The sequence below is a fragment of the Pseudomonas fluorescens group sp. PF-1 genome (assembly GCF_054481335.1).
Genome location: NZ_JBTMNG010000002.1, coordinates 892,199 through 912,419 on the forward strand (window position 1 = coordinate 892,199; position 20,221 = coordinate 912,419).

At 60.6% G+C, this 20,221-nt stretch carries 14 protein-coding genes; 9 read left to right on the forward strand and 5 right to left on the reverse strand.

Annotation, left to right across the window (positions count from 1 at the left end; translation table 11 throughout):
* The first annotated feature begins 131 nt into the window (after positions 1 to 131).
* The 4 genes from ACX3YD_RS18745 to ACX3YD_RS18760 all read left to right on the forward strand — a co-directional run bounded on the left by ACX3YD_RS18745 (position 132) and on the right by ACX3YD_RS18760 (position 9,391).
* A complete protein-coding gene (locus tag ACX3YD_RS18745) occupies positions 132 to 2,432 on the forward strand; it encodes a YgiQ family radical SAM protein (RefSeq protein WP_458960726.1) in 2,301 nt (766 codons plus the stop codon).
* Between the two features lie 220 nt (positions 2,433 to 2,652).
* On the forward strand, positions 2,653 to 5,925 hold the full coding sequence (locus tag ACX3YD_RS18750; protein WP_458960727.1) for a transglutaminase family protein: 3,273 nt from the start codon (positions 2,653 to 2,655) through the stop codon (positions 5,923 to 5,925).
* Positions 5,926 to 6,014: 89 nt separating this feature from the next.
* The gene (locus ACX3YD_RS18755; RefSeq protein WP_103403316.1) at positions 6,015 to 8,501 is read left to right on the forward strand and encodes a circularly permuted type 2 ATP-grasp protein; all 2,487 of its coding nucleotides are present in this window, start codon (positions 6,015 to 6,017) and stop codon (positions 8,499 to 8,501) included.
* On the forward strand, positions 8,501 to 9,391 hold the full coding sequence (locus tag ACX3YD_RS18760) for a transglutaminase family protein (protein WP_103403315.1): 891 nt from the start codon (positions 8,501 to 8,503) through the stop codon (positions 9,389 to 9,391). Before ACX3YD_RS18755 ends, ACX3YD_RS18760 begins: the two co-directional genes overlap by 1 nt.
* A gap of 232 nt (positions 9,392 to 9,623) precedes the next feature.
* Here ACX3YD_RS18760 and ACX3YD_RS18765 read toward each other — a convergent pair whose 3' ends face one another.
* Together ACX3YD_RS18765 and ACX3YD_RS18770 are read right to left on the reverse strand one after the other, a co-directional pair.
* On the reverse strand, positions 9,624 to 9,803 hold the full coding sequence (locus tag ACX3YD_RS18765) for a hypothetical protein (protein ID WP_103403314.1): 180 nt from the start codon (positions 9,801 to 9,803) through the stop codon (positions 9,624 to 9,626).
* A gap of 68 nt (positions 9,804 to 9,871) precedes the next feature.
* Positions 9,872 to 10,459, reverse strand: a complete 588-nt coding sequence (locus ACX3YD_RS18770; protein WP_103403313.1) for an LOG family protein — start codon at positions 10,457 to 10,459, stop codon at positions 9,872 to 9,874.
* A 343-nt stretch (positions 10,460 to 10,802) separates the two neighbouring features.
* Here ACX3YD_RS18770 and azu point away from each other — a divergent pair, with 343 nt between their 5' ends.
* Complete coding sequence (gene azu, locus ACX3YD_RS18775; protein ID WP_047536804.1) at positions 10,803 to 11,249, forward strand: azurin; 447 nt, start codon at positions 10,803 to 10,805, stop codon at positions 11,247 to 11,249.
* Between the two features lie 175 nt (positions 11,250 to 11,424).
* Here the strand turns inward: azu and nadE are convergent, their stop codons facing one another.
* The 3 genes from nadE to ACX3YD_RS18790 all read right to left on the reverse strand — a co-directional run bounded on the left by nadE (position 11,425) and on the right by ACX3YD_RS18790 (position 14,532).
* Complete coding sequence (nadE, locus tag ACX3YD_RS18780) at positions 11,425 to 12,252, reverse strand: ammonia-dependent NAD(+) synthetase (RefSeq protein ID WP_458960728.1); 828 nt, start codon at positions 12,250 to 12,252, stop codon at positions 11,425 to 11,427.
* Positions 12,253 to 12,256: 4 nt separating this feature from the next.
* Positions 12,257 to 13,480, reverse strand: a complete 1,224-nt coding sequence (gene pncB / locus ACX3YD_RS18785) for a nicotinate phosphoribosyltransferase (RefSeq protein ID WP_047536807.1) — start codon at positions 13,478 to 13,480, stop codon at positions 12,257 to 12,259.
* Positions 13,481 to 13,620: 140 nt separating this feature from the next.
* Positions 13,621 to 14,532 (reverse strand): LysR family transcriptional regulator, encoded by a 912-nt coding sequence (locus ACX3YD_RS18790; RefSeq protein WP_458960729.1) that lies wholly within the window; start codon positions 14,530 to 14,532, stop codon positions 13,621 to 13,623.
* Positions 14,533 to 14,707: 175 nt separating this feature from the next.
* Between ACX3YD_RS18790 and amaB the strand changes: the two genes are divergently transcribed.
* From amaB to ACX3YD_RS18810, 4 genes are all read left to right on the forward strand, one after another.
* Complete coding sequence (gene amaB / locus ACX3YD_RS18795; RefSeq protein WP_103403309.1) at positions 14,708 to 16,198, forward strand: L-piperidine-6-carboxylate dehydrogenase; 1,491 nt, start codon at positions 14,708 to 14,710, stop codon at positions 16,196 to 16,198.
* Positions 16,199 to 16,357: 159 nt separating this feature from the next.
* Positions 16,358 to 17,641 (forward strand): L-pipecolate oxidase, encoded by a 1,284-nt coding sequence (gene amaA, locus ACX3YD_RS18800; RefSeq protein WP_458960730.1) that lies wholly within the window; start codon positions 16,358 to 16,360, stop codon positions 17,639 to 17,641.
* A 360-nt stretch (positions 17,642 to 18,001) separates the two neighbouring features.
* Positions 18,002 to 19,135, forward strand: a complete 1,134-nt coding sequence (locus tag ACX3YD_RS18805; RefSeq protein WP_047536819.1) for an ABC transporter substrate-binding protein — start codon at positions 18,002 to 18,004, stop codon at positions 19,133 to 19,135.
* 171 nt (positions 19,136 to 19,306) lie between these two features.
* Positions 19,307 to 20,221 carry an ABC transporter permease subunit gene (locus ACX3YD_RS18810; protein WP_047536821.1) on the forward strand — a complete coding sequence of 305 codons (915 nt, stop codon included), beginning with the start codon at positions 19,307 to 19,309 and terminating at the stop codon, positions 20,219 to 20,221.

The following is a 20,221-nucleotide window of genomic DNA, read 5'->3' on the forward strand; positions in this document are numbered from 1 at the left end:
GATCCCGGTGGGAGCTGGCTTGCCAGGGATAGACGCGCCGCAATTTCCGACCATAGCCGTCGGAATTGGTCAAAATTTGTGCTATATTCCGCGCCCGCGAAATTCAATGAAAGCCAACACCGGTTATCGACATGCAAGCAGCCAAGCCGTTATTTGACTATCCCAAGTACTGGGCCGAATGTTTCGGGCCTGCGCCATTCCTGCCGATGAGCAGGGAGGAGATGGATCAGCTTGGCTGGGATTCCTGCGACATCATCATCGTCACCGGTGATGCCTATGTCGATCACCCGTCGTTCGGCATGGCGATCATCGGCCGGCTGCTGGAGTCCCAGGGTTTCCGCGTCGGGATCATTGCCCAGCCGAACTGGCAGTCCAAAGACGACTTCATGAAGCTCGGCGAGCCGAACCTGTTTTTCGGTGTCGCGGCCGGCAACATGGACTCGATGATCAACCGCTACACCGCCGACAAAAAAATCCGTTCCGATGATGCCTACACGCCGGGTGGCCTGGCGGGCAAGCGGCCGGACCGCGCGAGCCTGGTTTACAGCCAGCGCTGCAAGGAAGCCTACAAGCACGTGCCCATCGTGCTTGGCGGTATCGAAGCGTCCCTGCGCCGCATCGCTCACTACGATTACTGGCAGGACCGCGTTCGCAACTCGATCCTGATCGACGCCAGCGCCGACATCCTGCTCTACGGCAACGCCGAGCGTGCCATTGTCGAAGTCGCCCAGCGCCTGTCCTACGGTCACAAGATCGAAGACATCACCGACGTGCGCGGCACCGCGTTCATCCGTCGCGACACGCCGAAAGACTGGTACGAAGTCGACTCCACGCGCATTGACCGTCCGGGCAAGGTCGACAAGATCATCAACCCGTACGTCAACACCCAGGACACTCAGGCCTGCGCCATCGAGCAGGAAAAAGGTCCGGTTGAGGATCCGCAGGAAGCCAAGGTCGTGCAGATCCTGGCCAGCCCCAAGATGACCCGCGACAAGACCGTGATTCGTCTGCCGTCGGTGGAAAAGGTCCGTAACGACGCGGTGCTTTACGCTCACGCCAACCGCGTGCTGCACCTGGAAACCAACCCGGGCAACGCCCGCGCACTGGTCCAGAAACACGGTGAAGTCGACGTCTGGTTCAACCCGCCACCGATTCCGATGACCACCGAAGAAATGGACTACGTGTTCGGCATGCCTTATCAGCGCATTCCGCACCCGGCGTATGGCAAGGAGAAAATCCCGGCCTACGAGATGATCCGCTTCTCGGTGAACATCATGCGTGGCTGCTTCGGTGGCTGCACCTTCTGCTCGATCACCGAGCACGAAGGCCGGATCATCCAGAACCGTTCCGAAGAGTCGATCATTCGCGAAATCGAAGAAATTCGCGACAAGGTTCCAGGTTTTACCGGCGTCATCTCCGACCTCGGCGGCCCGACCGCGAACATGTACCGCATCGCCTGCAAAACGCCGGAAATCGAATCCGCGTGCCGCAAGCCGTCGTGCGTGTTCCCGGGCATCTGCCCGAACCTGAACACCGATCACTCGTCGCTGATTCAGCTGTATCGAAGTGCCCGTGCCTTGCCGGGTGTGAAGAAGATCCTGATCGCTTCCGGCTTGCGTTACGACCTCGCGGTCGAGTCGCCGGAATACGTCAAAGAGCTGGTGACCCACCACGTTGGCGGTTACCTGAAGATCGCCCCGGAACACACCGAGGAAGGTCCGCTCAATCAGATGATGAAACCGGGCATTGGCAGCTATGACAAGTTCAAGCGCATGTTCGAGAAGTACTCCAAGGAAGCCGGCAAAGAGCAGTACCTGATTCCGTACTTCATCGCTGCCCACCCAGGCACCACTGACGAAGACATGATGAACCTGGCCCTGTGGCTCAAGGGCAACGGTTTCCGTGCCGACCAGGTGCAGGCGTTCTACCCGTCGCCGATGGCCACCGCCACCGCGATGTACCACTCGGGCAAGAACCCGCTGCGCAAGGTCACCTACAAGAGTGACGCGGTGACCATCGTCAAGAGCGAGGAGCAGCGCCGTCTGCACAAGGCGTTCTTGCGTTATCACGACCCGAAAGGCTGGCCGATGCTGCGTGAAGCATTGATCCGCATGGGCCGCAGCGACCTGATCGGGCCGGGCAAGAACCAGTTGATCCCGTTGCACCAGCCGTCCACCGACAGCTACCAGAGCGCCCGTCGCAAGAATTCGACGCCGGCCGGCAGCCATAAAGTGGCCAAGGAAACGACCAAGATCCTGACCCAGCACACCGGCCTGCCACCACGCGCCAGCGACGGCGGTAACCCGTGGGACAAGCGTGAACAAGCCAAGGCTGCGGCATTCGCCCGTAACCAGCAGGCGGCCAAGGAGCGCAAGGATGCGGCCAAAGGCAAAGGGCCGAAACCGGCTCGCAAGCCGGTCGTACCGCGCTAAACCGCGCTTGGGCTGAACAAAACGCCAACCTTCGGGTTGGCGTTTTGCATTTCCGGGCCGCGTAACGCCACAAATACGTGCAATGCCCCCCAACCAATTTCCCGCCTCGCCCGATTTTGGTGCTGTACTGCCTCCAGTAACCGGAGAAAGCGCCAGCACTGCTGGGTGGCATAAGTCTTGCGCGCTTTCACATACGCTTAGGGCTCGCAGGAGGCACGCCGTGTCGATTCATGTCGCATTGCATCACGTTACGCATTACCGCTACGACCGTGCCGTTGAGCTCGGTCCGCAGATCGTTCGCCTGCGTCCGGCCGCCCACAGTCGCACGCGGATCCTGTCCTATGCGCTGAAGGTTTCGCCCGAGCAACACTTCATCAACTGGCAGCAGGACCCCCAGGGCAATTACCTGGCGCGGTTGGTGTTTCCGGAAAAAACCGATGAGCTGCGGATCGAAGTCGACCTGGTGGCGGAAATGGCGGTGTTCAATCCGTTCGATTTCTTCCTTGAGCCCTACGCGGAAAAAATTCCGTTCACCTATGCCGCCGATGAGCGCAAGGAGCTGGCGCCCTACCTGGAAACCTTGCCGCTGACGCCGAAGTTCAAGGCGTACCTGGAGGGCATCGACCGCACACCGTTACCCGCTGTGGATTTCCTCGTTGCGCTCAATCAGCGACTGAGCGAAGACATCGGCTACCTGATCCGCATGGAGCCAGGGGTACAAACGCCTGAGCACACCCTTGAACACGCTTCCGGGTCTTGCCGCGATTCCGCGTGGTTGCTGGTGCAACTGCTGCGCAACCTCGGACTGGCCGCGCGTTTTGTCTCCGGCTACCTGATCCAGCTGACGGCCGACGTCAAAAGCCTCGACGGACCCTCGGGCACGGATGTGGATTTCACTGACCTGCACGCCTGGTGCGAGGTGTATCTGCCCGGCGCCGGCTGGATCGGCCTGGATGCGACCTCGGGACTGTTTGCGGGTGAAGGCCATATTCCCTTGGCCTGTAGTCCCGATCCGTCCTCTGCGGCACCGATCAGTGGCCTGGTGGAGCCGTGCGAATGTCAATTCAGCCACGAAATGTCCGTGGAGCGGATTTGGGAAGCGCCTCGGGTCACAAAGCCCTACACCGAAGAGCAGTGGCTGGCGATTCAGAGCCTGGGCCGGCAGATCGATGCCGACCTGCTGGAAGGCGATGTCCGCCTGACCATGGGCGGCGAGCCGACGTTCGTGTCCATCGATGACCCGGACGGTGCCGAGTGGAACACCGCAGCGCTGGGGCCGGACAAACGTCGCCTGTCTGCCGAACTGTTCCAGCGCATGCGTCAGCATTACGCGCCCAAAGGCCTGGTGCATTTCGGCCAGGGCAAGTGGTACCCCGGTGAGCAACTGCCGCGCTGGTCGCTCAACTGCTACTGGCGCCGCGACGGGGTGCCGATCTGGCACAACCCCGCGCTGATCGCCGACGAGCAGCAAGACTATGGCGCCGATGGCGAACTGGCCGGGCGATTCCTGGCGAGTGTCGCCGAACGCCTGAAAATTCCGACACGTTTTGTGTTCCCCGCCTACGAAGACAATTTCTATTACCTCTGGCGCGAAGGCACCTTGCCGCAGAATGTCAGCGCCGAGGATTCACGTCTCGAGGAGCCGCTGGAGCGTGCGCGACTGCGTAAAGTCTTCAGCCAGGGCCTGGACAAGGTGATTGGCCAGGTGTTGCCGCTGGCGCGGACCGCCAAGGGCGACCAGTGGCAGAGCGGACGCTGGTACTTGCGCGACGAGCACTGTCGCCTGGTGCCAGGGGATTCACCGCTGGGCTATCGCTTGCCCCTCGGCTCGCAGCCCTGGGTGAAAGCGGCGGAGTATCCGTTCATTCATCCGCAGGACCCGAACCAGGATTTCCCGGATTTGCCCGACACCGCTCAATTGCAAAGCCAGGGCGCTGCCGTTGTGGTTGATCGTGCACCGAAAATCGATGAATCCGCCGACTGGCTGACCCGCACCGCGTTCTGTGCCGAGGCGCGGGAAGGTCGGTTGTACCTGTTCATGCCGCCGCTGGAGCGGGTTGAGGACTACCTCGAACTGGTCGCCGCGATTGAAGCCACCGCTGAAGAGCTGCATTGCCCGGTATTGCTGGAAGGCTATGAACCGCCGAGCGATCCGCGTTTGAGCAACTTCCGCATCACGCCGGACCCGGGGGTGATCGAGGTCAACGTGCAGCCGTCCGCCACCTGGGATGAATTGGTCGAACGCACTGAATTCCTTTACGAGCAGGCGCGGCAAACCCGGCTCACCACCGAGAAATTTATGATCGATGGCCGCCACACCGGCACCGGTGGCGGTAACCATTTCGTACTGGGTGGCGCGACACCGGCCGACTCACCGTTCCTGCGGCGTCCGGATCTGCTGCGCAGCCTGATCAGCTACTGGCATAACCACCCGTCCTTGTCCTATCTGTTTTCCGGGCTGTTCATCGGCCCGACATCGCAGGCGCCACGGGTCGATGAAGCGCGCAACGATGCCCTGTATGAACTGGAAATCGCCTTTGCCCAGATGCCGCAACCCGGCGAGGAATGCGCGCCGTGGCTGGTCGACCGGTTGCTGCGCAATCTGTTGATCGACGTGACGGGCAACACTCACCGCGCCGAGTTCTGCATCGACAAGCTTTACTCGCCGGACGGCGCAACGGGTCGCTTGGGATTGCTTGAGTTGCGTGCCTTTGAAATGCCGCCTCACGCACGGATGAGCCTGGCTCAACAGCTGTTGCTGCGGGCGCTGGTCGCACGTTTCTGGCGTGAGCCCTATGCACCGCCGAAACTGGCGCGCTGGGGCACGGAGCTGCACGACCGGTTCCTGTTGCCGCACTTTATCGAGCAGGATTTCGCCGACGTCATCGTCGACCTCAACGCCGCCGGTTATCCGGTGCAGCCCGAGTGGTTCGCGGCGCATCTGGAGTTCCGCTTTCCCAAGGTCGGCGATTACGCCGTCAGTGGCATTGCGCTGGAACTGCGCCAGGCACTTGAGCCGTGGCATGTACTGGGCGAGGAGGGCGCGGTTGGTGGCACGGTGCGCTACGTGGATTCGTCCCTGGAGCGTCTGCAGGTCAAACTCAACGGGTTGCCGCCGCAGCGCTATTTGCTGACCTGCAACGGCATCCCGGTGCCGCTGCAGCCCACCGGGCGCGTCGGCGAGTTTGTCGCCGGGGTGCGTTTCCGCGCATGGCAACCGGCCAACTGCCTGCAACCGACCATTCCCGTGCATGCGCCGCTGGTGTTCGATCTGCTCGACACCTGGATGGGGCGTTCGCTGGGCGGTTGCCAGTATCACGTGGCCCATCCGGGCGGGCGCAACTACGACAGCTTGCCGGTCAATGCCAACGAGGCCGAGAGCCGCCGGATGGCGCGCTTCTTCCGGATCGGACACACACCCGGGAAACTTCCTGTGCCGATTCTGGAAATTAACGACGAACTGCCGATGACGCTCGATTTACGACGTTTCTAAACCGTACGCGACGCCCGGATGTTTCGTCTATCCGGGCGTCATGAGCCTGCGTTAGTCTGACCTTTCCCTGCTGTCTGCCGAGCTTTCCAATGCCTGACCTGCTTGACCGCTACCCGCTGACGGCGGGCACTTATCATGAACTGCTCGACGACAGCGGCGCCGTGCGTGCGCACTGGCGACGGTTGTTCGACCAATTGCAGCGCAGCACGCCTGCGCAACTGGTGCAGCGCCAGGCACTGCTGGCCCGGCAGATTCATGAAAACGGTGTCACCTATAACGTTTACGCCGATCCCAAGGGCGCCGATCGTCCCTGGGAGCTGGACCTGCTGCCCCATGTGATTGCCGCCGATGAATGGGAACAGCTGTCGGCCGGCATCGCCCAGCGCGCCCGTTTGCTCAATGCCGTGCTGGCCGACCTGTACGGCCCGCAACGCCTGATCGCCGAAGGCTTGCTGCCGGCCGAGCTGGTATTCGGCCACAACAACTTCCTCTGGCCCTGTCAGGGTATCAATCCGCCTGAAGGGGCCTTTCTGCATTTGTATGCCGTGGATCTGGCGCGCACCCCCGATGGTCGCTGGTGGGTGACGGCAGACCGCACGCAAGCACCGTCCGGGGCCGGTTACGCGCTGGAAAACCGCACCATCGTGTCCCGCGCCTTTCCCGAGTTGTACCGCGATTTGAAGGTGCAGCACCTGGCCGGGTTCTTCCGCACGCTCCAGGAAACCCTGGCTCGCCAGGCGCCAAGCGATGAAGAGGTGCCGTTGGTAGTGCTGCTGACGCCGGGGCGATTCAACGAAAGCTATTTCGAACATCTGTACCTGGCGCGTCAGCTCGGTTACCCGCTGGTGGAGGGTGGCGACCTGACCGTGCGCGACGCCACGGTCTACCTGAAAACCCTCAGTGGCCTGCGCCGGGTCCACGCGATCATGCGCCGGCTCGACGACGACTTCTGCGACCCGCTGGAGCTGCGTACCGATTCGGCTCTGGGTGTGCCGGGCTTGCTCGAGGCCGTGCGGCAGGGGCGGGTGTTGGTGGCTAACGCCCTCGGCAGCGGCGTACTCGAATCGCCGGGACTGCTGGGGTTCCTGCCGAAGATCAATCAGTTCCTGTTTGGTGAAGAGCTGATTTTGCCGTCCATCGCCACTTGGTGGTGCGGCGAAGCGCCCGTGCTGGCACAGGCCCTGGAGAAATTGCCGGAATTGCTGATCAAACCGGCATTTCCGTCCCAGAGCTTTGCACCGGTATTTGGCCGTGATCTGAGCGAAAAACAGCGGCAATCGCTCGCTGAGCGCATGCAGGCGCGTCCTTACGCTTATGTTGCGCAAGAACTGGCTCAACTCTCCCAGGCGCCCATCTGGCAGGCCGAGGACGGTCAACTGCAACCCCGGGCCATTGGCATGCGTGTGTACGCCGTGGCCAGTCGCGATGGTTACCGTGTCCTGCCCGGTGGTTTGACCCGCGTCGCCGCTGAGGCGGACGCTGAAGTGGTGTCGATGCAGCGCGGCGGGGCGAGCAAGGACACTTGGGTCCTGGGCGACCGGCCGCCGAGCGGCGAGCAATGGAAAGCCCAACGCAACATCGGCGTACATGATCTGGTGCGCCGCGACCCGTACCTGCCGTCACGGGTGGTGGAAAACCTGTTCTGGTTTGGCCGCTACTGCGAGCGCTGCGATGACAGTGCGCGGTTGTTGCGGATCATGCTGGCGCGCTATGTCGACGGCGATGACCCGCAGGCGCTGGACGCGGCGGTCGATCTCGGGGAGCGCTTGATATTGCTGCCCGAAGAAGGCGAACTGCCTGAGCGCTTGCTGGCCGCGATACTGGGCGATGACTGGCCCTTCAGCCTGCGTTCCAACCTGCAACGTTTGCAATGGGCGGCCTCGCAGGTGCGTGGCAAGCTCTCTCGGGAAAACTGGCAGGCGCTGGTGGAATTGCAGCGCGAAGCCATGGAGCTGGAAACCGAAGAGCCGGACTTCGGCGAGTTGCTGGATTTTCTCAACCGATTGGTGATGTCCCTGGCGGCACTGTCGGGGTTTGCCCTGGACGACATGACCCGCGACGAAGGCTGGCGCTTTTTGATGATCGGCCGGAGGATCGAGCGTCTGCAATTTCTCAGTGGCAGCCTGGCGGCGTTCCTGCGTGGCGCCGGGGCCTTCGATCAGGCGGGGCTGGAATGGCTCCTGGAGCTGGGCAACAGCAGCATTACCTACCGTTCGCGTTACCTGGCGGTGGCGCAATTGATCCCGGTGCTCGACCTGCTGCTGCTCGACGAGCAGAACCCCCATGCCGTGCTGTTCCAGCTGAAACTGGTGACCCGCACACTCAAACGCCTGAACGACGACTTTGGCGTGCCTCGTGAAGCCGGTCTGCCGCAGTTGGTGGAGCGTCTGGCGCGCTTCGATCTGGGCTGCCTGGAAAACCCGTTGTTTGGTGCCGCCAGCGTGCGTGCCGCCGTCGAGGGGTTGGCCGATCTGCTGCAAGAAATCGCCGATGCCAGCGGGCAAGTGTCGGATCGCCTGGCCTTGCGCCATTTCGCCCATGTCGATGATGTCAGCCAACGCACGGTGTCCGTCTGATGAGTGCCCATTACCAGATCTTGCACGACACCCATTATCACTACGACAGCCCGGTATCCCTGGCCCAGCAACTGGCGCACCTGTGGCCGCGCCCCTGTGCCTGGCAGCGCTGTACCGCACAGCAATTGCAGATCAGTCCGGAACCCACCTCGCGCCGTGATGAGCTGGATGTGTTCGGCAACCCGTTGACCCGGCTGGCGTTCGAACGTCCCCATGATGAATTGCTGGTCAATGCGAGCCTCACGATCGAAGTGCTGCCCCGGCCGGTGCTGGACTTCAATCAGTCTCCGGCCTGGGAAGACACCCGCAATGCACTGACCTACAGCAGCCAGCCACTGTCCCCACAAATCCTGGACGCCTGCCGCTACCGGTTCGAATCACCCTACGTGCATCTCAAGCGCAACTTCGTCGAGTTCTCACAGAGTTGTTTTCCTCCGGGGCGGCCATTGCTGCTGGGGGTTCAGGCCCTGATGGAGAAAATCTTCAGTGAGTTCACCTTCGACGCCGAAGCGACGCAGGTGGCGACGCCCCTGGTGGAAGTGCTGGAGCGTCGGCGGGGTGTCTGTCAGGACTTCGCCCACCTGATGCTCGCGTGCGTGCGTTCCCGTGGATTGGCCGCGCGGTACATCAGCGGCTACCTGCTGACACAACCGCCTCCGGGCCAGCCACGGCTGATCGGCGCCGATGCGTCCCATGCCTGGGTTTCGGTGTTTTGCCCGGTGCTGGGTTGGGTAGATTTCGACCCGACCAACAACGTGCAACCGGCGCTGGAGCACATCACGCTGGCCTGGGGTCGGGATTTTTCCGATGTCTCGCCGTTGCGCGGGGTGATTCTGGGCGGAGGAAACCACGACCCTGAAGTGCGCGTCACGGTGATGCCTTTGGAATAATGAAGATCAACTGTAGGAGCGAGCCTGCTCGCGATGGACCAACGGGCGCCGCGTCAATCCAGATAAAACGCGTCATCGTTGACGACCATCGCGAGCAAGCTCGCTCCCACAGGGAGTGCGTGGGCTGTTCTGGATAGGGTGTTTCAGATCGGCCTGTGAGGGCCGGCAGCAACGCTGCCAGCCCTGGACACAGATCCGGTGGGCCTGACTGGATCATCCGGCCCGGAGGGACTCAGGCGTCCGGCGCCTGATCTTTCGGTGCATCAACATCATCTTCTGCAGCGACTTCACCGTCAGGGTTCAGTGCAGTGTCTTCAGCCATCGCTTTCTTGCGCTGAAGCTTTTCCTCTTTCTTCTGTTCCTTGGCCAGGTCACGCTGACGTTTGGCGAAGGAGTAGTTGGGTTTAGCCATGGGCGATCCTCTGGGGTCGAAGGTGAGGTTGAGCGGCGCGTATTCTGCCCTGTATCGGTGCCAAGTCGTTAGTCGGGTTTTTGCTCGACCCACTTGGGCAGTACGGTGGGTTGCCACTGATCGAGGGCGTCGAGCAGAGATTTTGGCGATTCGCTCACCTGCAGCATGTCACGGTGCGCTGCGCGAACGAAGCCTTCGCCGACGATATGATCGAGAAAACCGGTGAGTTGGCTGTAGAAACCGTTCACTTCCAGCAAGCCCAGCGGCTTGCCATGGTAGCCGAGTTGGCCCCAGGTCCAGACCTCGAACAGCTCTTCCAGCGTGCCCAGGCCACCCGGCAGGGCGATGAAGGCATCGCTGAGTTCGGCCATCCGTGCCTTGCGCGCATGCATGCCGTCCACCACTTCCAGGCGAGTCAGCCCTTTGTGGCCGATTTCCTTGTCCATGAGGCTTTGCGGGATGATGCCCACGACTTCGCCACCGGCCGCCAGCGCGGCATCGGCCACGATGCCCATCAGTCCGACAGCGCCGCCGCCGTAAACCAGCGTCAGCTTACGCTCAGCCAGTGCCCGGCCGAGGGCCTCGGCCGCTTCCCGATAAGCGGGATGGGTCCCGGTGCTGGCACCACAAAATACACAAACGGATACTAAAGACATGCCTTACTCCATGGTCGATCAGGGCCACAGAGTAAAGGCAGGCGCGCGACGCTCCAAGGGCTAGACTTCGCGCTTGGGTGTTTCGTAAGTGCCGCTGGCGCCACAGGCGTAGGCGGCAAGCAAGCTGCACAACAAGCTATTGAGGGACATGGCAGACGCTCCGGTTGGGGGTGATGGCCTGATCATAGGCCCGGTCCAGAGGTCTGGCTGGTAGATTGTTTCGATGGGTGTCATAGCCCGAAAGTTGTATACAATTTTTGATTCAGGTCATAGGAACTTGCGAAGTTTTCAGGCAGTCTTCTGTCCACTCGCATTTCTGTTAACCCTGCCTTGGAGATTCACCATGTTTGCCAAACTCGTTGCGGTATCTCTGTTGACACTGGCCAGCAGCCAACTGATGGCTGCAGAGTGCAAAACGACTATCGACTCCACTGATCAGATGTCCTTCAACACCAAGGCCATTGAAATCGACAAGAGCTGCAAGACCTTCACCGTGGAACTGACCCACTCCGGCGCTTTGCCGAAAACCGTCATGGGCCATAACTGGGTGCTGAGCAAGGAAGCCGACATGCAGCCGATCGCCACCGACGGCTTGGGCGCCGGTATCGAAAAGAACTACTTGAAAGAAGGTGATGCTCGCATCATCGCGCACACCAAAGTCATCGGCGCTGGTGAGAAAGATTCGGTGACCTTCGACGTGTCCAAGCTCGACGCCGCTGAAAAATATGGCTTCTTCTGCTCGTTCCCTGGCCACATTTCGATGATGAAAGGCACCGTGACGCTGAAGTAAGCCGAAGCACCGCGTTAACTTTCATTGCGGGCAAGCCCGCTCCCACAGGTATGGTGGTGTTTCATGTGGGAACGAGCCTGCTCGCGAAGGGGTCATCAGCATCAGTGAATGCAATGGCCAAAGAAAAGCCCGCTGAAGATCAACACTTCAGCGGGCTTTTTCATTCATTCACGAATCAAGGCGCAAACGGCATCACCCGCTTGTGGTGCGTCTTGTTGTAAGTGCCAACGATGATCTTGAACGCTTCCTCGCGCACCGGTTCGCCATGCAGAAAGGCGTCGATCTCGGCGTAAGTCACGCCGTGGGACGCTTCGTCCGGTTTGCCAGGGGACAGGTCCTCGAGGTCGGCGGTTGGTACTTTCTCTACCAGCGACTCCGGCGCACCGAAGCTGCGGGCGATCGCCCGGACCTGGTTTTTCACCAGGCCACTGAGCGGTGCCAGATCACAAGCGCCATCGCCGAACTTGGTGAAAAAGCCCATGACCGCCTCTGCCGCGTGATCGGTACCGATCACCAGGCCGTGGGCCGCGCCGGCGATGGTGTACTGGGCGACCATGCGCATCCGCGCCTTGGTGTTGCCGAGTACGAAGTCCACCGAGACCGCGTGCTTGCCTTCAAAGGCCGCGACTTCGTTGGCCAGCGACTTGACCGCCGGACCGATGTTCACGGTGTGGCGCTCATCCGGATCGATGAAATCCACGGAGGCCTGGGCGTCGTGTTCATCGAACTGGGTTTCGTACGGCAGGCGCACGGCGATGAACTTGAATTGGTCGTCTCCCGTGCGCTGGCGCAGTTCACGCATGGCACGCTGGGCCAGCAGGCCGGCGGTCAGGGAGTCGACACCGCCACTGATGCCCAGTACCAGGGTCTTGAGCCCGGAATTGACCAGGCAGTCTTGGATAAAGGTAATCCGCCGGGCGACTTCAGCCTTGAGGGCGGCCTCGTCGGCAAACGGCGGTTGGACCTTGAGCTGTTCAGCAATCTCACGCTGTACGGCTTGCATGAATTCACTCCTTGCTAGATACGCTGGGAAGGGCAGGAACTTGGAAAACATGTCGCAAATAGGCGACGAAATTCGGGTCTTTGCAGTGAGTCTTGCCGGGCTCGTCGGAGATCTTTGCCACCGGTTGGCCGTTGCAGGCGGTCATTTTAAGCACGATGCTCATCGGTTCGACACCCGGTATGTCACACGTCAGGTTGGTGCCAATGCCAAAGCTGACGTTGATCCGCCCACGCAGCGCACGGAATATTTCCAGGGCCTTGGGCAGTGTCAGGCTGTCGGAGAACGTCAGCGTCTTGCTCATCGGGTCGATGCCGAGCTTGTGATAGTGGGCGATGGCTTTTTCCGCCCAAACCACCGGATCGCCCGAGTCATGGCGCAAGCCGTCGAAAAGCTTGGCAAAAAACAGGTCGAAATCACCGAGGAAGGCATCCATGGTGATGCAGTCGGTCAGGGCGATGCCCAGCAGGCCACGGTATTCTCGGACCCAGCAATCGAGCGCGGCAATCTGGCTGTCGACCAGTCGCGGGCCGAGCTGCTGGTGGGCCATGATCCATTCGTGGGCCATGGTCCCCAGCGGTTTCATGTCCAGTTCCCGGGACAGGTGCACGTTGCTGGTGCCGACAAAACGTCCCGGGAAGTCATGCTTGAGCACGTTCACCACTTCTTCCTGCACACGGTACGAGAAGCGACGGCGAGTGCCAAAATCGGCGACCTGCAATTCGGACAGCTCGTCGCTGCTGGCGTTGGCGGTCAGCCAGTCGAACTTGCGATAAAGCTGCTCGCGCGCCTGTTCCAGAACGACTTCCCGATAGCGGTAGCGGTTGCGCACTTCACTGACGATCGCCAGCATCGGCACTTCGAACAGAATCACGTGAAGCCAGGGGCCGCGCAGGCGGATGAACAGTTCGCCGTTTTCGATACCGGTATGGACGTAGCGCAGGTTGAAGCGAAACAACCCGAGAAAGCGCAAGAAATCCGGCTTCATGAAGCTGATGCGTTCCAGGAAACTCAGCTGGTCGGCGCTCAGGCTTAACTCGGCCAGGCGCTCGAGCTGGTAACGGATTTCCGCCAGATAAGGGCGCAAATCCTCACTGTTGCGGCAACGAAACTCCCATTCGACTTCCACGTTCGGGTAGTTGTGCAGCACCGCCTGCATCATCGTCAGTTTGTAGAAGTCGGTGTCGAGCAGGTTCTGCACGATGCGATCGGCAAACACACTCTCGCTCATAACGGGAATCTCCAGCGTTGCAGCGGTATTGATCAATGGCGCTAGTGGCGCATATCAGAGGGCTGGATTGCCAGCGATTTCTTGGATCACAACAGATCCCCTGTGGGAGCAAGCTCGCTCCCGCAGGGGATGGCTAAAGCCTAAAGTGGTGTAGGCTCCGGGCTATCAACCTGCTCCAGCATCCACTTCACGAAGTCCCGCACCTTGGGCACTTCCGCCGAATGCTCCGGGTACGCCAGGTAATACGCATCAGTGCTGGGCATCGCATGCTTCCAGGGAATGACCAGTTTGCCGTCCGCCAGTTCTTCTTCCACCAGAAACCGTGGCAGCAGTGCCACGCCACAGCCAACCTGCGCGGCGCGGATACACATGTAGAAGGTTTCGAAACGCGGGCCGTGGTAGCTGTGTTCGGTGTGGTAGCCCTGACTGTCGAACCAGTCATGCCAGGCCTGGGGGCGCGAGGCGTTTTGCAGCAGGACCAGATCGGTGAGTTGCGTGGGATCGGTGAACGGCTCGGCCGGCAGGCTGCCGGGGGCGCAGACGGGCACCAGTTCTTCACCGAACAGCTTCAGGCATTCGGTGCCGGGCCGTGAGCCCTGGCCAAAGTAGAACGCCAGGTCGCTGCGCCCTTGCAGCAGGTCGTCGGCCTCCTGTTCGCTGCACAGGTCCAGGTGAATCGATGGATGACGCAGGCGCCAGCCTTTGAGGCGTGGCACCAGCCAGCGCGCGCCGAACGTCGGTGGCGTGGAGACGCGCAGGACTTCGGTTTCACCGCCATAGGAGCGCAGGTAATGGGTCGACATCTCGACCTGCGTGAGGATTTTTCTGACCTCGACCAGGTACAAGTCGCCCGCTGGCGTCATTTGCAGGCGTCGACGCACCCGGCGAAACAGCAGGTGCTGCAACAGCTCTTCGAGTTGCGCGACCTGTTTACTGACCGCACTCTGGGTCAGATTCAACTCTTCGGCGGCCCGGGTGAAGCTCAGATGCCGGGTCACGGCTTCGAAACACTGCAGTGCAGCGATCGATGGCAAATAGCGTTTGTTCAGCATGGGCGGTCCTTTGTTCTTGTCTCTTTATTGCCAGCAATGCACAGCATGAATAAACGGAATGATATCTCTCTTAAAGGTCGTTTGTTGAGTAACCTCCGGAGAGCTAAAACTACAGGCCTGATCAGCCGTGATTTTCCGGCTGCACCCGTTCCGTTTTTTGCTTGAGGAGTCACCCATGGTTGCCGCATTGCTTGATCGTCTTGGTGTAAACCCGGCCCTGTACCAGAACGGCAAAGTGCCGGTGCATTCGCCTGTCGATGGCAGCCGCATCGCCGCCGTGAACTGGGAAGGTGCCGCCGAAGTGGAGCAGCACATCAGTCGCGCAGATCATGCGTTCGAGCTGTGGCGCAAGGTTCCGGCGCCACGCCGTGGCGAACTGGTGCGTCAACTGGGCGACATCCTGCGTGAATACAAGGCTGATCTCGGTGAGCTGGTGTCTTGGGAGGCCGGCAAGATCACTCAGGAAGGCCTGGGTGAAGTTCAGGAAATGATCGACATTTGCGATTTCGCCGTCGGCCTGTCCCGTCAGTTGTACGGTCTGACCATCGCTTCCGAGCGTCCTGGCCACCACATGCGCGAAACCTGGCACCCGCTGGGCGTCGTCGGTGTGATCAGTGCGTTCAACTTCCCGGTCGCGGTCTGGGCCTGGAACGCCACGCTGGCACTGGTCTGTGGCAACCCGGTGATCTGGAAACCGTCGGAAAAGACTCCACTGACCGCACTGGCCTGCCAGGCACTGTTCGACCGCGTGCTGAAGAACTTCAGCGATGCGCCTGCGGGCCTGAGCCAGGTCATCATCGGTGGCCGCGATGCCGGCGAAGCCCTGGTCGACGACCCGCGTGTCGCGCTGGTCAGCGCCACCGGCAGCACCCGCATGGGCCGTGAAGTGGCGCCGAAAATCGCCGCACGCTTCGCCCGCAGCATTCTGGAACTGGGCGGCAACAACGCCATGATCCTCGGCCCAAGCGCCGACCTGGACATGGCCGTACGCGCCATCCTGTTCAGCGCCGTCGGTACCGCCGGTCAGCGTTGCACCACGTTGCGTCGTCTGATTGCCCACGAATCGGTCAAGGAAGAGATCGTCACCCGCCTCAAAGCCGCTTACTCCAAAGTGCGTATCGGCCATCCACTGGAAGGCAACCTGGTCGGCCCGTTGATCGACAAGCAAAGCTTCGAAAACATGCAGGACGCGCTGGAGCAGGCCCTGAGCGAAGGCGGCAAGGTATTCGGCGGCGAGCGTCAGCTTGAAGACAAATTCCCGAACGCTTACTACGTTTCGCCGGCCATCGTCGAAATGCCGGAGCAGAGCGACGTGGTCTGCCACGAAACCTTCGCGCCGATCCTGTACGTGGTCGGTTACAGCGATTTCAACGAAGCCCTGCGTTTGAACAACGCTGTACCGCAAGGCCTGTCTTCGTGCATCTTCACCACCGACGTGCGTGAAGCCGAACAGTTCATGTCGGCGGTGGGCAGCGATTGCGGTATCGCCAACGTCAACATCGGCCCGAGCGGCGCTGAAATCGGCGGCGCGTTTGGTGGGGAGAAAGAAACCGGCGGTGGTCGCGAGTCCGGCTCCGACGCATGGCGCGGCTACATGCGCCGTCAGACCAACACCGTGAACTACTCGCTGGAGTTGCCATTGGCACAGGGTATTACGTTCGACTGATGCTTGAGTCGATCCCTTTGTAGGAGCGAGCTTGCTCGCGAAAAACGTCAGGGCAACGCAGTCATCCAGACAGCGCGCGTCATCGTTGACGTCCATCGCGAGCAAGCTCGCTCCTACAGTTGAATTGTGTGTTGGTTAGGTTTCTGTTGGAGTCTGGCAATGCCGTTACGCGAAGAGTGTCTTTGGGAAAAACTGACGCCGCAAAGGCCTGACAACGCGGCGCTCAAGGGAGAGGTGAAGGTCGATGTCTGCGTCATCGGCGCCGGTTTTACCGGTCTGTCGGCGGCCGTGCATTTGCTGGAGCAGGGTAAAACGGTTTGCGTGCTCGAAGCCCATCGCGCCGGTCATGGCGGTTCCGGGCGCAACGTCGGGCTGGTCAATGCCGGCCTGTGGATTCCACCGGACGACATTGAGGCCGGGTTTGGCGAGGCGGTCGGCAGTCAGCTCAACCGCATGCTCGGTGCGGCACCGGCCCTGGTGTTCAGCCTGGTCGACAAATACAACATCGATTGCCAGTTACGCCGTGAAGGCACGTTGCACATGGCGCACAACGCCCGCGGTGAAGCGGATCTGCGCAGTCGCGAAGAACAGTGGAAGCGCCGTGGCGCGCCGGTCGAGCTACTGACCGGGCAGGCTTGCGAACAAGCCACGGGCACCAAAAAAATTGCCGCCGCCTTGCTCGATCGGCGTGCCGGCACGGTCAATCCCATGGCCTACACCACGGGGCTGGTCAAAGCGGCCATCGGCCTCGGTGGTCAATTGTTCGATCATTCTCCGGTCACCCGACTCGAACGTCAGGGCCAGCGCTGGTCGGTGCAGACCGCACAGGGCTCGGTACTGGCCGAGCAAGTGGTGATTGCGTCCAACGCTTACACCGAGGGCGACTGGACGGAATTACGGCGCAATTTCTTCCCCGGGTATTACTACCAGGTGGCATCGGTGCCGCTGACGGAAGAGGCCGCGCAACACATTCTTCCGGGTGGCCAGGGTTCCTGGGATACCCGCCAGGTGCTCAGCAGTATTCGCCGCGATAAAGACGGCCGTCTATTGCTCGGCAGTCTGGGCAACGGCAATCAGAAACCGACCTGGTTCCTCAAGGCGTGGGCCGATCGCGTCCAGCAGCATTATTTCCCTTACCTCAAACCGGTGGAGTGGGAGTGCACCTGGACCGGTCGCATTGCGTTCACCCCCGATCATTTGATGCGATTGTTCGAACCGGCGCCCGGTTTAGTGGCAGTCACCGGTTACAACGGCCGGGGCGTGACCACGGGTACAGTCGTTGGTAAAGCCTTTGCCGATTATTTGTGTAACGGAAATCCTCAAGCGCTACCGATTCCCTTTGCACCCATGCAGCCATTGGCCGGGGTCGGGTTGCGCAGTTGTCTCTATGAGGCGGGCTTTTCGCTGTATCACGCGGGCCAGTGCCTGCGGATCGTCATTTGATGGTTGAAATCGTGCTGGAGAGCGGCGCTTTTTCGCGCAGCGACTAGCCTGTAATGGTGCGGGTTGTAGCAGTACCGCACCAGCAGTGTGCAGTTCGGTGACGTGCGTTGTTACAGGCGGGTTGCACACCGTTTGGTGTAGTGGTTGCAATGATGGCACGGGAGGGTTGCGCCTCAATAAATAAAAGGTTTCACCTTCTCCGGTTTAGACGGTTGCACGCCCAATGAAAATGGGATCGAAACAGTCAAAATAACAATAAAGCAGCGACTTTTTTCAGAATAAAAAACCGATGGCACGGCACTTGCTCTGAGCATTAATGAAGTCGCAGTGCCAACTAAAAAAACCTTGGAGCACCACCTCATGTCCCAGACGTTTTACAAGAAAGGCTTTCTGGCCCTCGCAGTGGCAACTGCGTTGGGTGTTTCTGCGTTTGCTCAGGCTGACATCAAGATCGGCGTAGCGGGTCCAATGACGGGCGCCAACGCGGCATTTGGCGAGCAGTACATGAAGGGTGCGCAGGCAGCTGCCGATGCGGTCAACGCAGCGGGCGGCGTAAACGGGGAAAAAATCGTACTGGTCAAGGGCGATGACGCCTGCGAACCGAAACAGGCTGTGACGGTCGCCAAGGACCTGACCAACCAGAAAGTCGCCGGCGTGGTCGGTCACTTCTGCTCCTCGTCGACCATCCCGGCCTCCGAGATCTACGACGAAGCGGGCATCATCGCGATCACTCCAGGTTCCACCAACCCACAGGTTACCGAACGCGGCCTGAGCGCCATGTTCCGTATGTGCGGTCGTGACGACCAGCAAGGCATCGTGGCCGGCGACTACATCGTCGACGTGCTCAAGGGCAAGAAGGTTGTCGTGCTGCACGACAAGGACACCTACGGCCAGGGTCTGGCAGATGCCACCAAGGCTCAACTGGTCAAGCGCGGCGTGACGCCAGTGCTGTACGAAGGCCTGACCCGTGGTGAGAAAGACTTCAGCACCATCGTGACCAAAATCCGCGGTGCTGGCGCCGATGTCGTCTACTTTGGCGGTCTGCACCCGGAAGCCGGTCCTCTGGTTCGTCAACTGCGTGAACAAGGCCTTAAAGACGTCAAGTTCATGTCCGACGACGGCATCGTGACCGACGAACTGGTGACCACCGCTGGCGGCCCGCAATTCGTCAACGGCGTGCTGATGACCTTCGGCGCCGACCCACGCCTGCTGCCAGACAGCAAGACCGTGGTAGACGAGTTCCGCAAACATGGCACCGAGCCAGAGGGCTACACCCTGTATGCCTACGCGTCGGTCCAGACCCTGGCAGCAGCGTTCAACGGCGCCAAATCCAACAAGGGTGAGGACGCTGCCAAATGGCTGAAAGCACACCCGGTCAAGACCGTCATGGGCGAGAAGTCCTGGGATAGCAAGGGCGACCTGAAAGTCTCCGACTACGTGGTTTACGAGTGGGACAAGGACGGCAAATACCATCAACTGGAAAAACAGAAGTGACATGAACAGCTGATTTGCCCGACGCCCTGGGTGTCGGGCAATCCTGAAACATGTCCGTGCAGTACCTGTCTTTTCTCGTAGAGCTGCACACAACCGTGTTGCGCCGGTGGCTGAACCCCGGTCCGTCGCAACCGGCTTCTGTGCAGTCTCTCAAATGCGTGAGATTGCGTTATGGATGGTATTTTCCTGCAGCAACTGGTCAACGGCCTGACCCTCGGGTCGGTCTATGGCCTGATCGCCATCGGCTACACAATGGTCTATGGCATCATCGGCATGATCAACTTCGCCCACGGCGAGGTTTACATGATTTCCGCTTACCTCGCGGCAATCAGTCTGGCTCTGCTGGCATACTTCGGTATTGAATCCTTCCCTCTGCTGATGCTCGGCACTCTGATCTTCACCATCGTCGTCACGGCGGTGTATGGCTGGGTCATCGAGCGTGTCGCCTACAAACCCCTGCGCAACTCCACCCGACTGGCACCGCTGATCAGCGCCATCGGTATTTCGCTGATCCTGCAAAACTATGCACAGATCGCCCAAGGCGCGAAGCAACAAGGTGTACCGACCTTGCTGACGGGTGCCTGGCGCGTCGACATCGGCACCGGTTTCGTGCAGTTGACGTACACCAAGGTCTTCATTCTGGTCGCCGCGTTTGCCGGCATGGCCGTGCTGACCTACATCATCAAGTACACCAAGCTCGGCCGCATGTGCCGCGCAACACAGCAAGACCGCAAGATGGCCTCGATCCTCGGGATCAACACCGATCGGGTGATCTCCTATGTGTTCATCATCGGTGCAGCGATGGCGGCCCTGGCCGGCGTGCTGATCACCATGAACTACGGCACATTCGACTTCTATGCCGGCTTCATCATCGGCATCAAGGCGTTCACCGCCGCCGTACTCGGCGGGATTGGTTCGCTGCCTGGCGCCATGCTCGGCGGGATCATTCTCGGGATTTCCGAGTCGCTGTTCTCTGGTCTGGTCAACTCGGACTACAAAGACGTTTTCAGCTTCTCGCTGCTGGTTCTCGTTCTGGTCTTTCGGCCTCAAGGCCTGCTCGGCCGTCCTCTTGTGTCGAAGGTGTAA

What these genes read in the sequence shown, in the direction of transcription:
- nadE (WP_458960728.1), bottom strand. Translation starts at nt 12,252, where the DNA reads ATGCAAGCCGTACAGCGTGAGATTGCTGAACAGCTCAAGGTCCAACCG.
- ACX3YD_RS18790 (WP_458960729.1), bottom strand. Translation starts at nt 14,532, where the DNA reads ATGCTGAACAAACGCTATTTGCCATCGATCGCTGCACTGCAGTGTTTC.
- ACX3YD_RS18755 (WP_103403316.1), top strand. Translation starts at nt 6,015, where the DNA reads ATGCCTGACCTGCTTGACCGCTACCCGCTGACGGCGGGCACTTATCAT.
- azu (WP_047536804.1), top strand. Translation starts at nt 10,803, where the DNA reads ATGTTTGCCAAACTCGTTGCGGTATCTCTGTTGACACTGGCCAGCAGC.
- amaA (WP_458960730.1), top strand. Translation starts at nt 16,358, where the DNA reads ATGCCGTTACGCGAAGAGTGTCTTTGGGAAAAACTGACGCCGCAAAGG.
- ACX3YD_RS18745 (WP_458960726.1), top strand. Translation starts at nt 132, where the DNA reads ATGCAAGCAGCCAAGCCGTTATTTGACTATCCCAAGTACTGGGCCGAA.
- pncB (WP_047536807.1), bottom strand. Translation starts at nt 13,480, where the DNA reads ATGAGCGAGAGTGTGTTTGCCGATCGCATCGTGCAGAACCTGCTCGAC.
- ACX3YD_RS18810 (WP_047536821.1), top strand. Translation starts at nt 19,307, where the DNA reads ATGGATGGTATTTTCCTGCAGCAACTGGTCAACGGCCTGACCCTCGGG.
- ACX3YD_RS18805 (WP_047536819.1), top strand. Translation starts at nt 18,002, where the DNA reads ATGTCCCAGACGTTTTACAAGAAAGGCTTTCTGGCCCTCGCAGTGGCA.
- ACX3YD_RS18760 (WP_103403315.1), top strand. Translation starts at nt 8,501, where the DNA reads ATGAGTGCCCATTACCAGATCTTGCACGACACCCATTATCACTACGAC.
- ACX3YD_RS18770 (WP_103403313.1), bottom strand. Translation starts at nt 10,459, where the DNA reads ATGTCTTTAGTATCCGTTTGTGTATTTTGTGGTGCCAGCACCGGGACC.
- ACX3YD_RS18765 (WP_103403314.1), bottom strand. Translation starts at nt 9,803, where the DNA reads ATGGCTAAACCCAACTACTCCTTCGCCAAACGTCAGCGTGACCTGGCC.
- amaB (WP_103403309.1), top strand. Translation starts at nt 14,708, where the DNA reads ATGGTTGCCGCATTGCTTGATCGTCTTGGTGTAAACCCGGCCCTGTAC.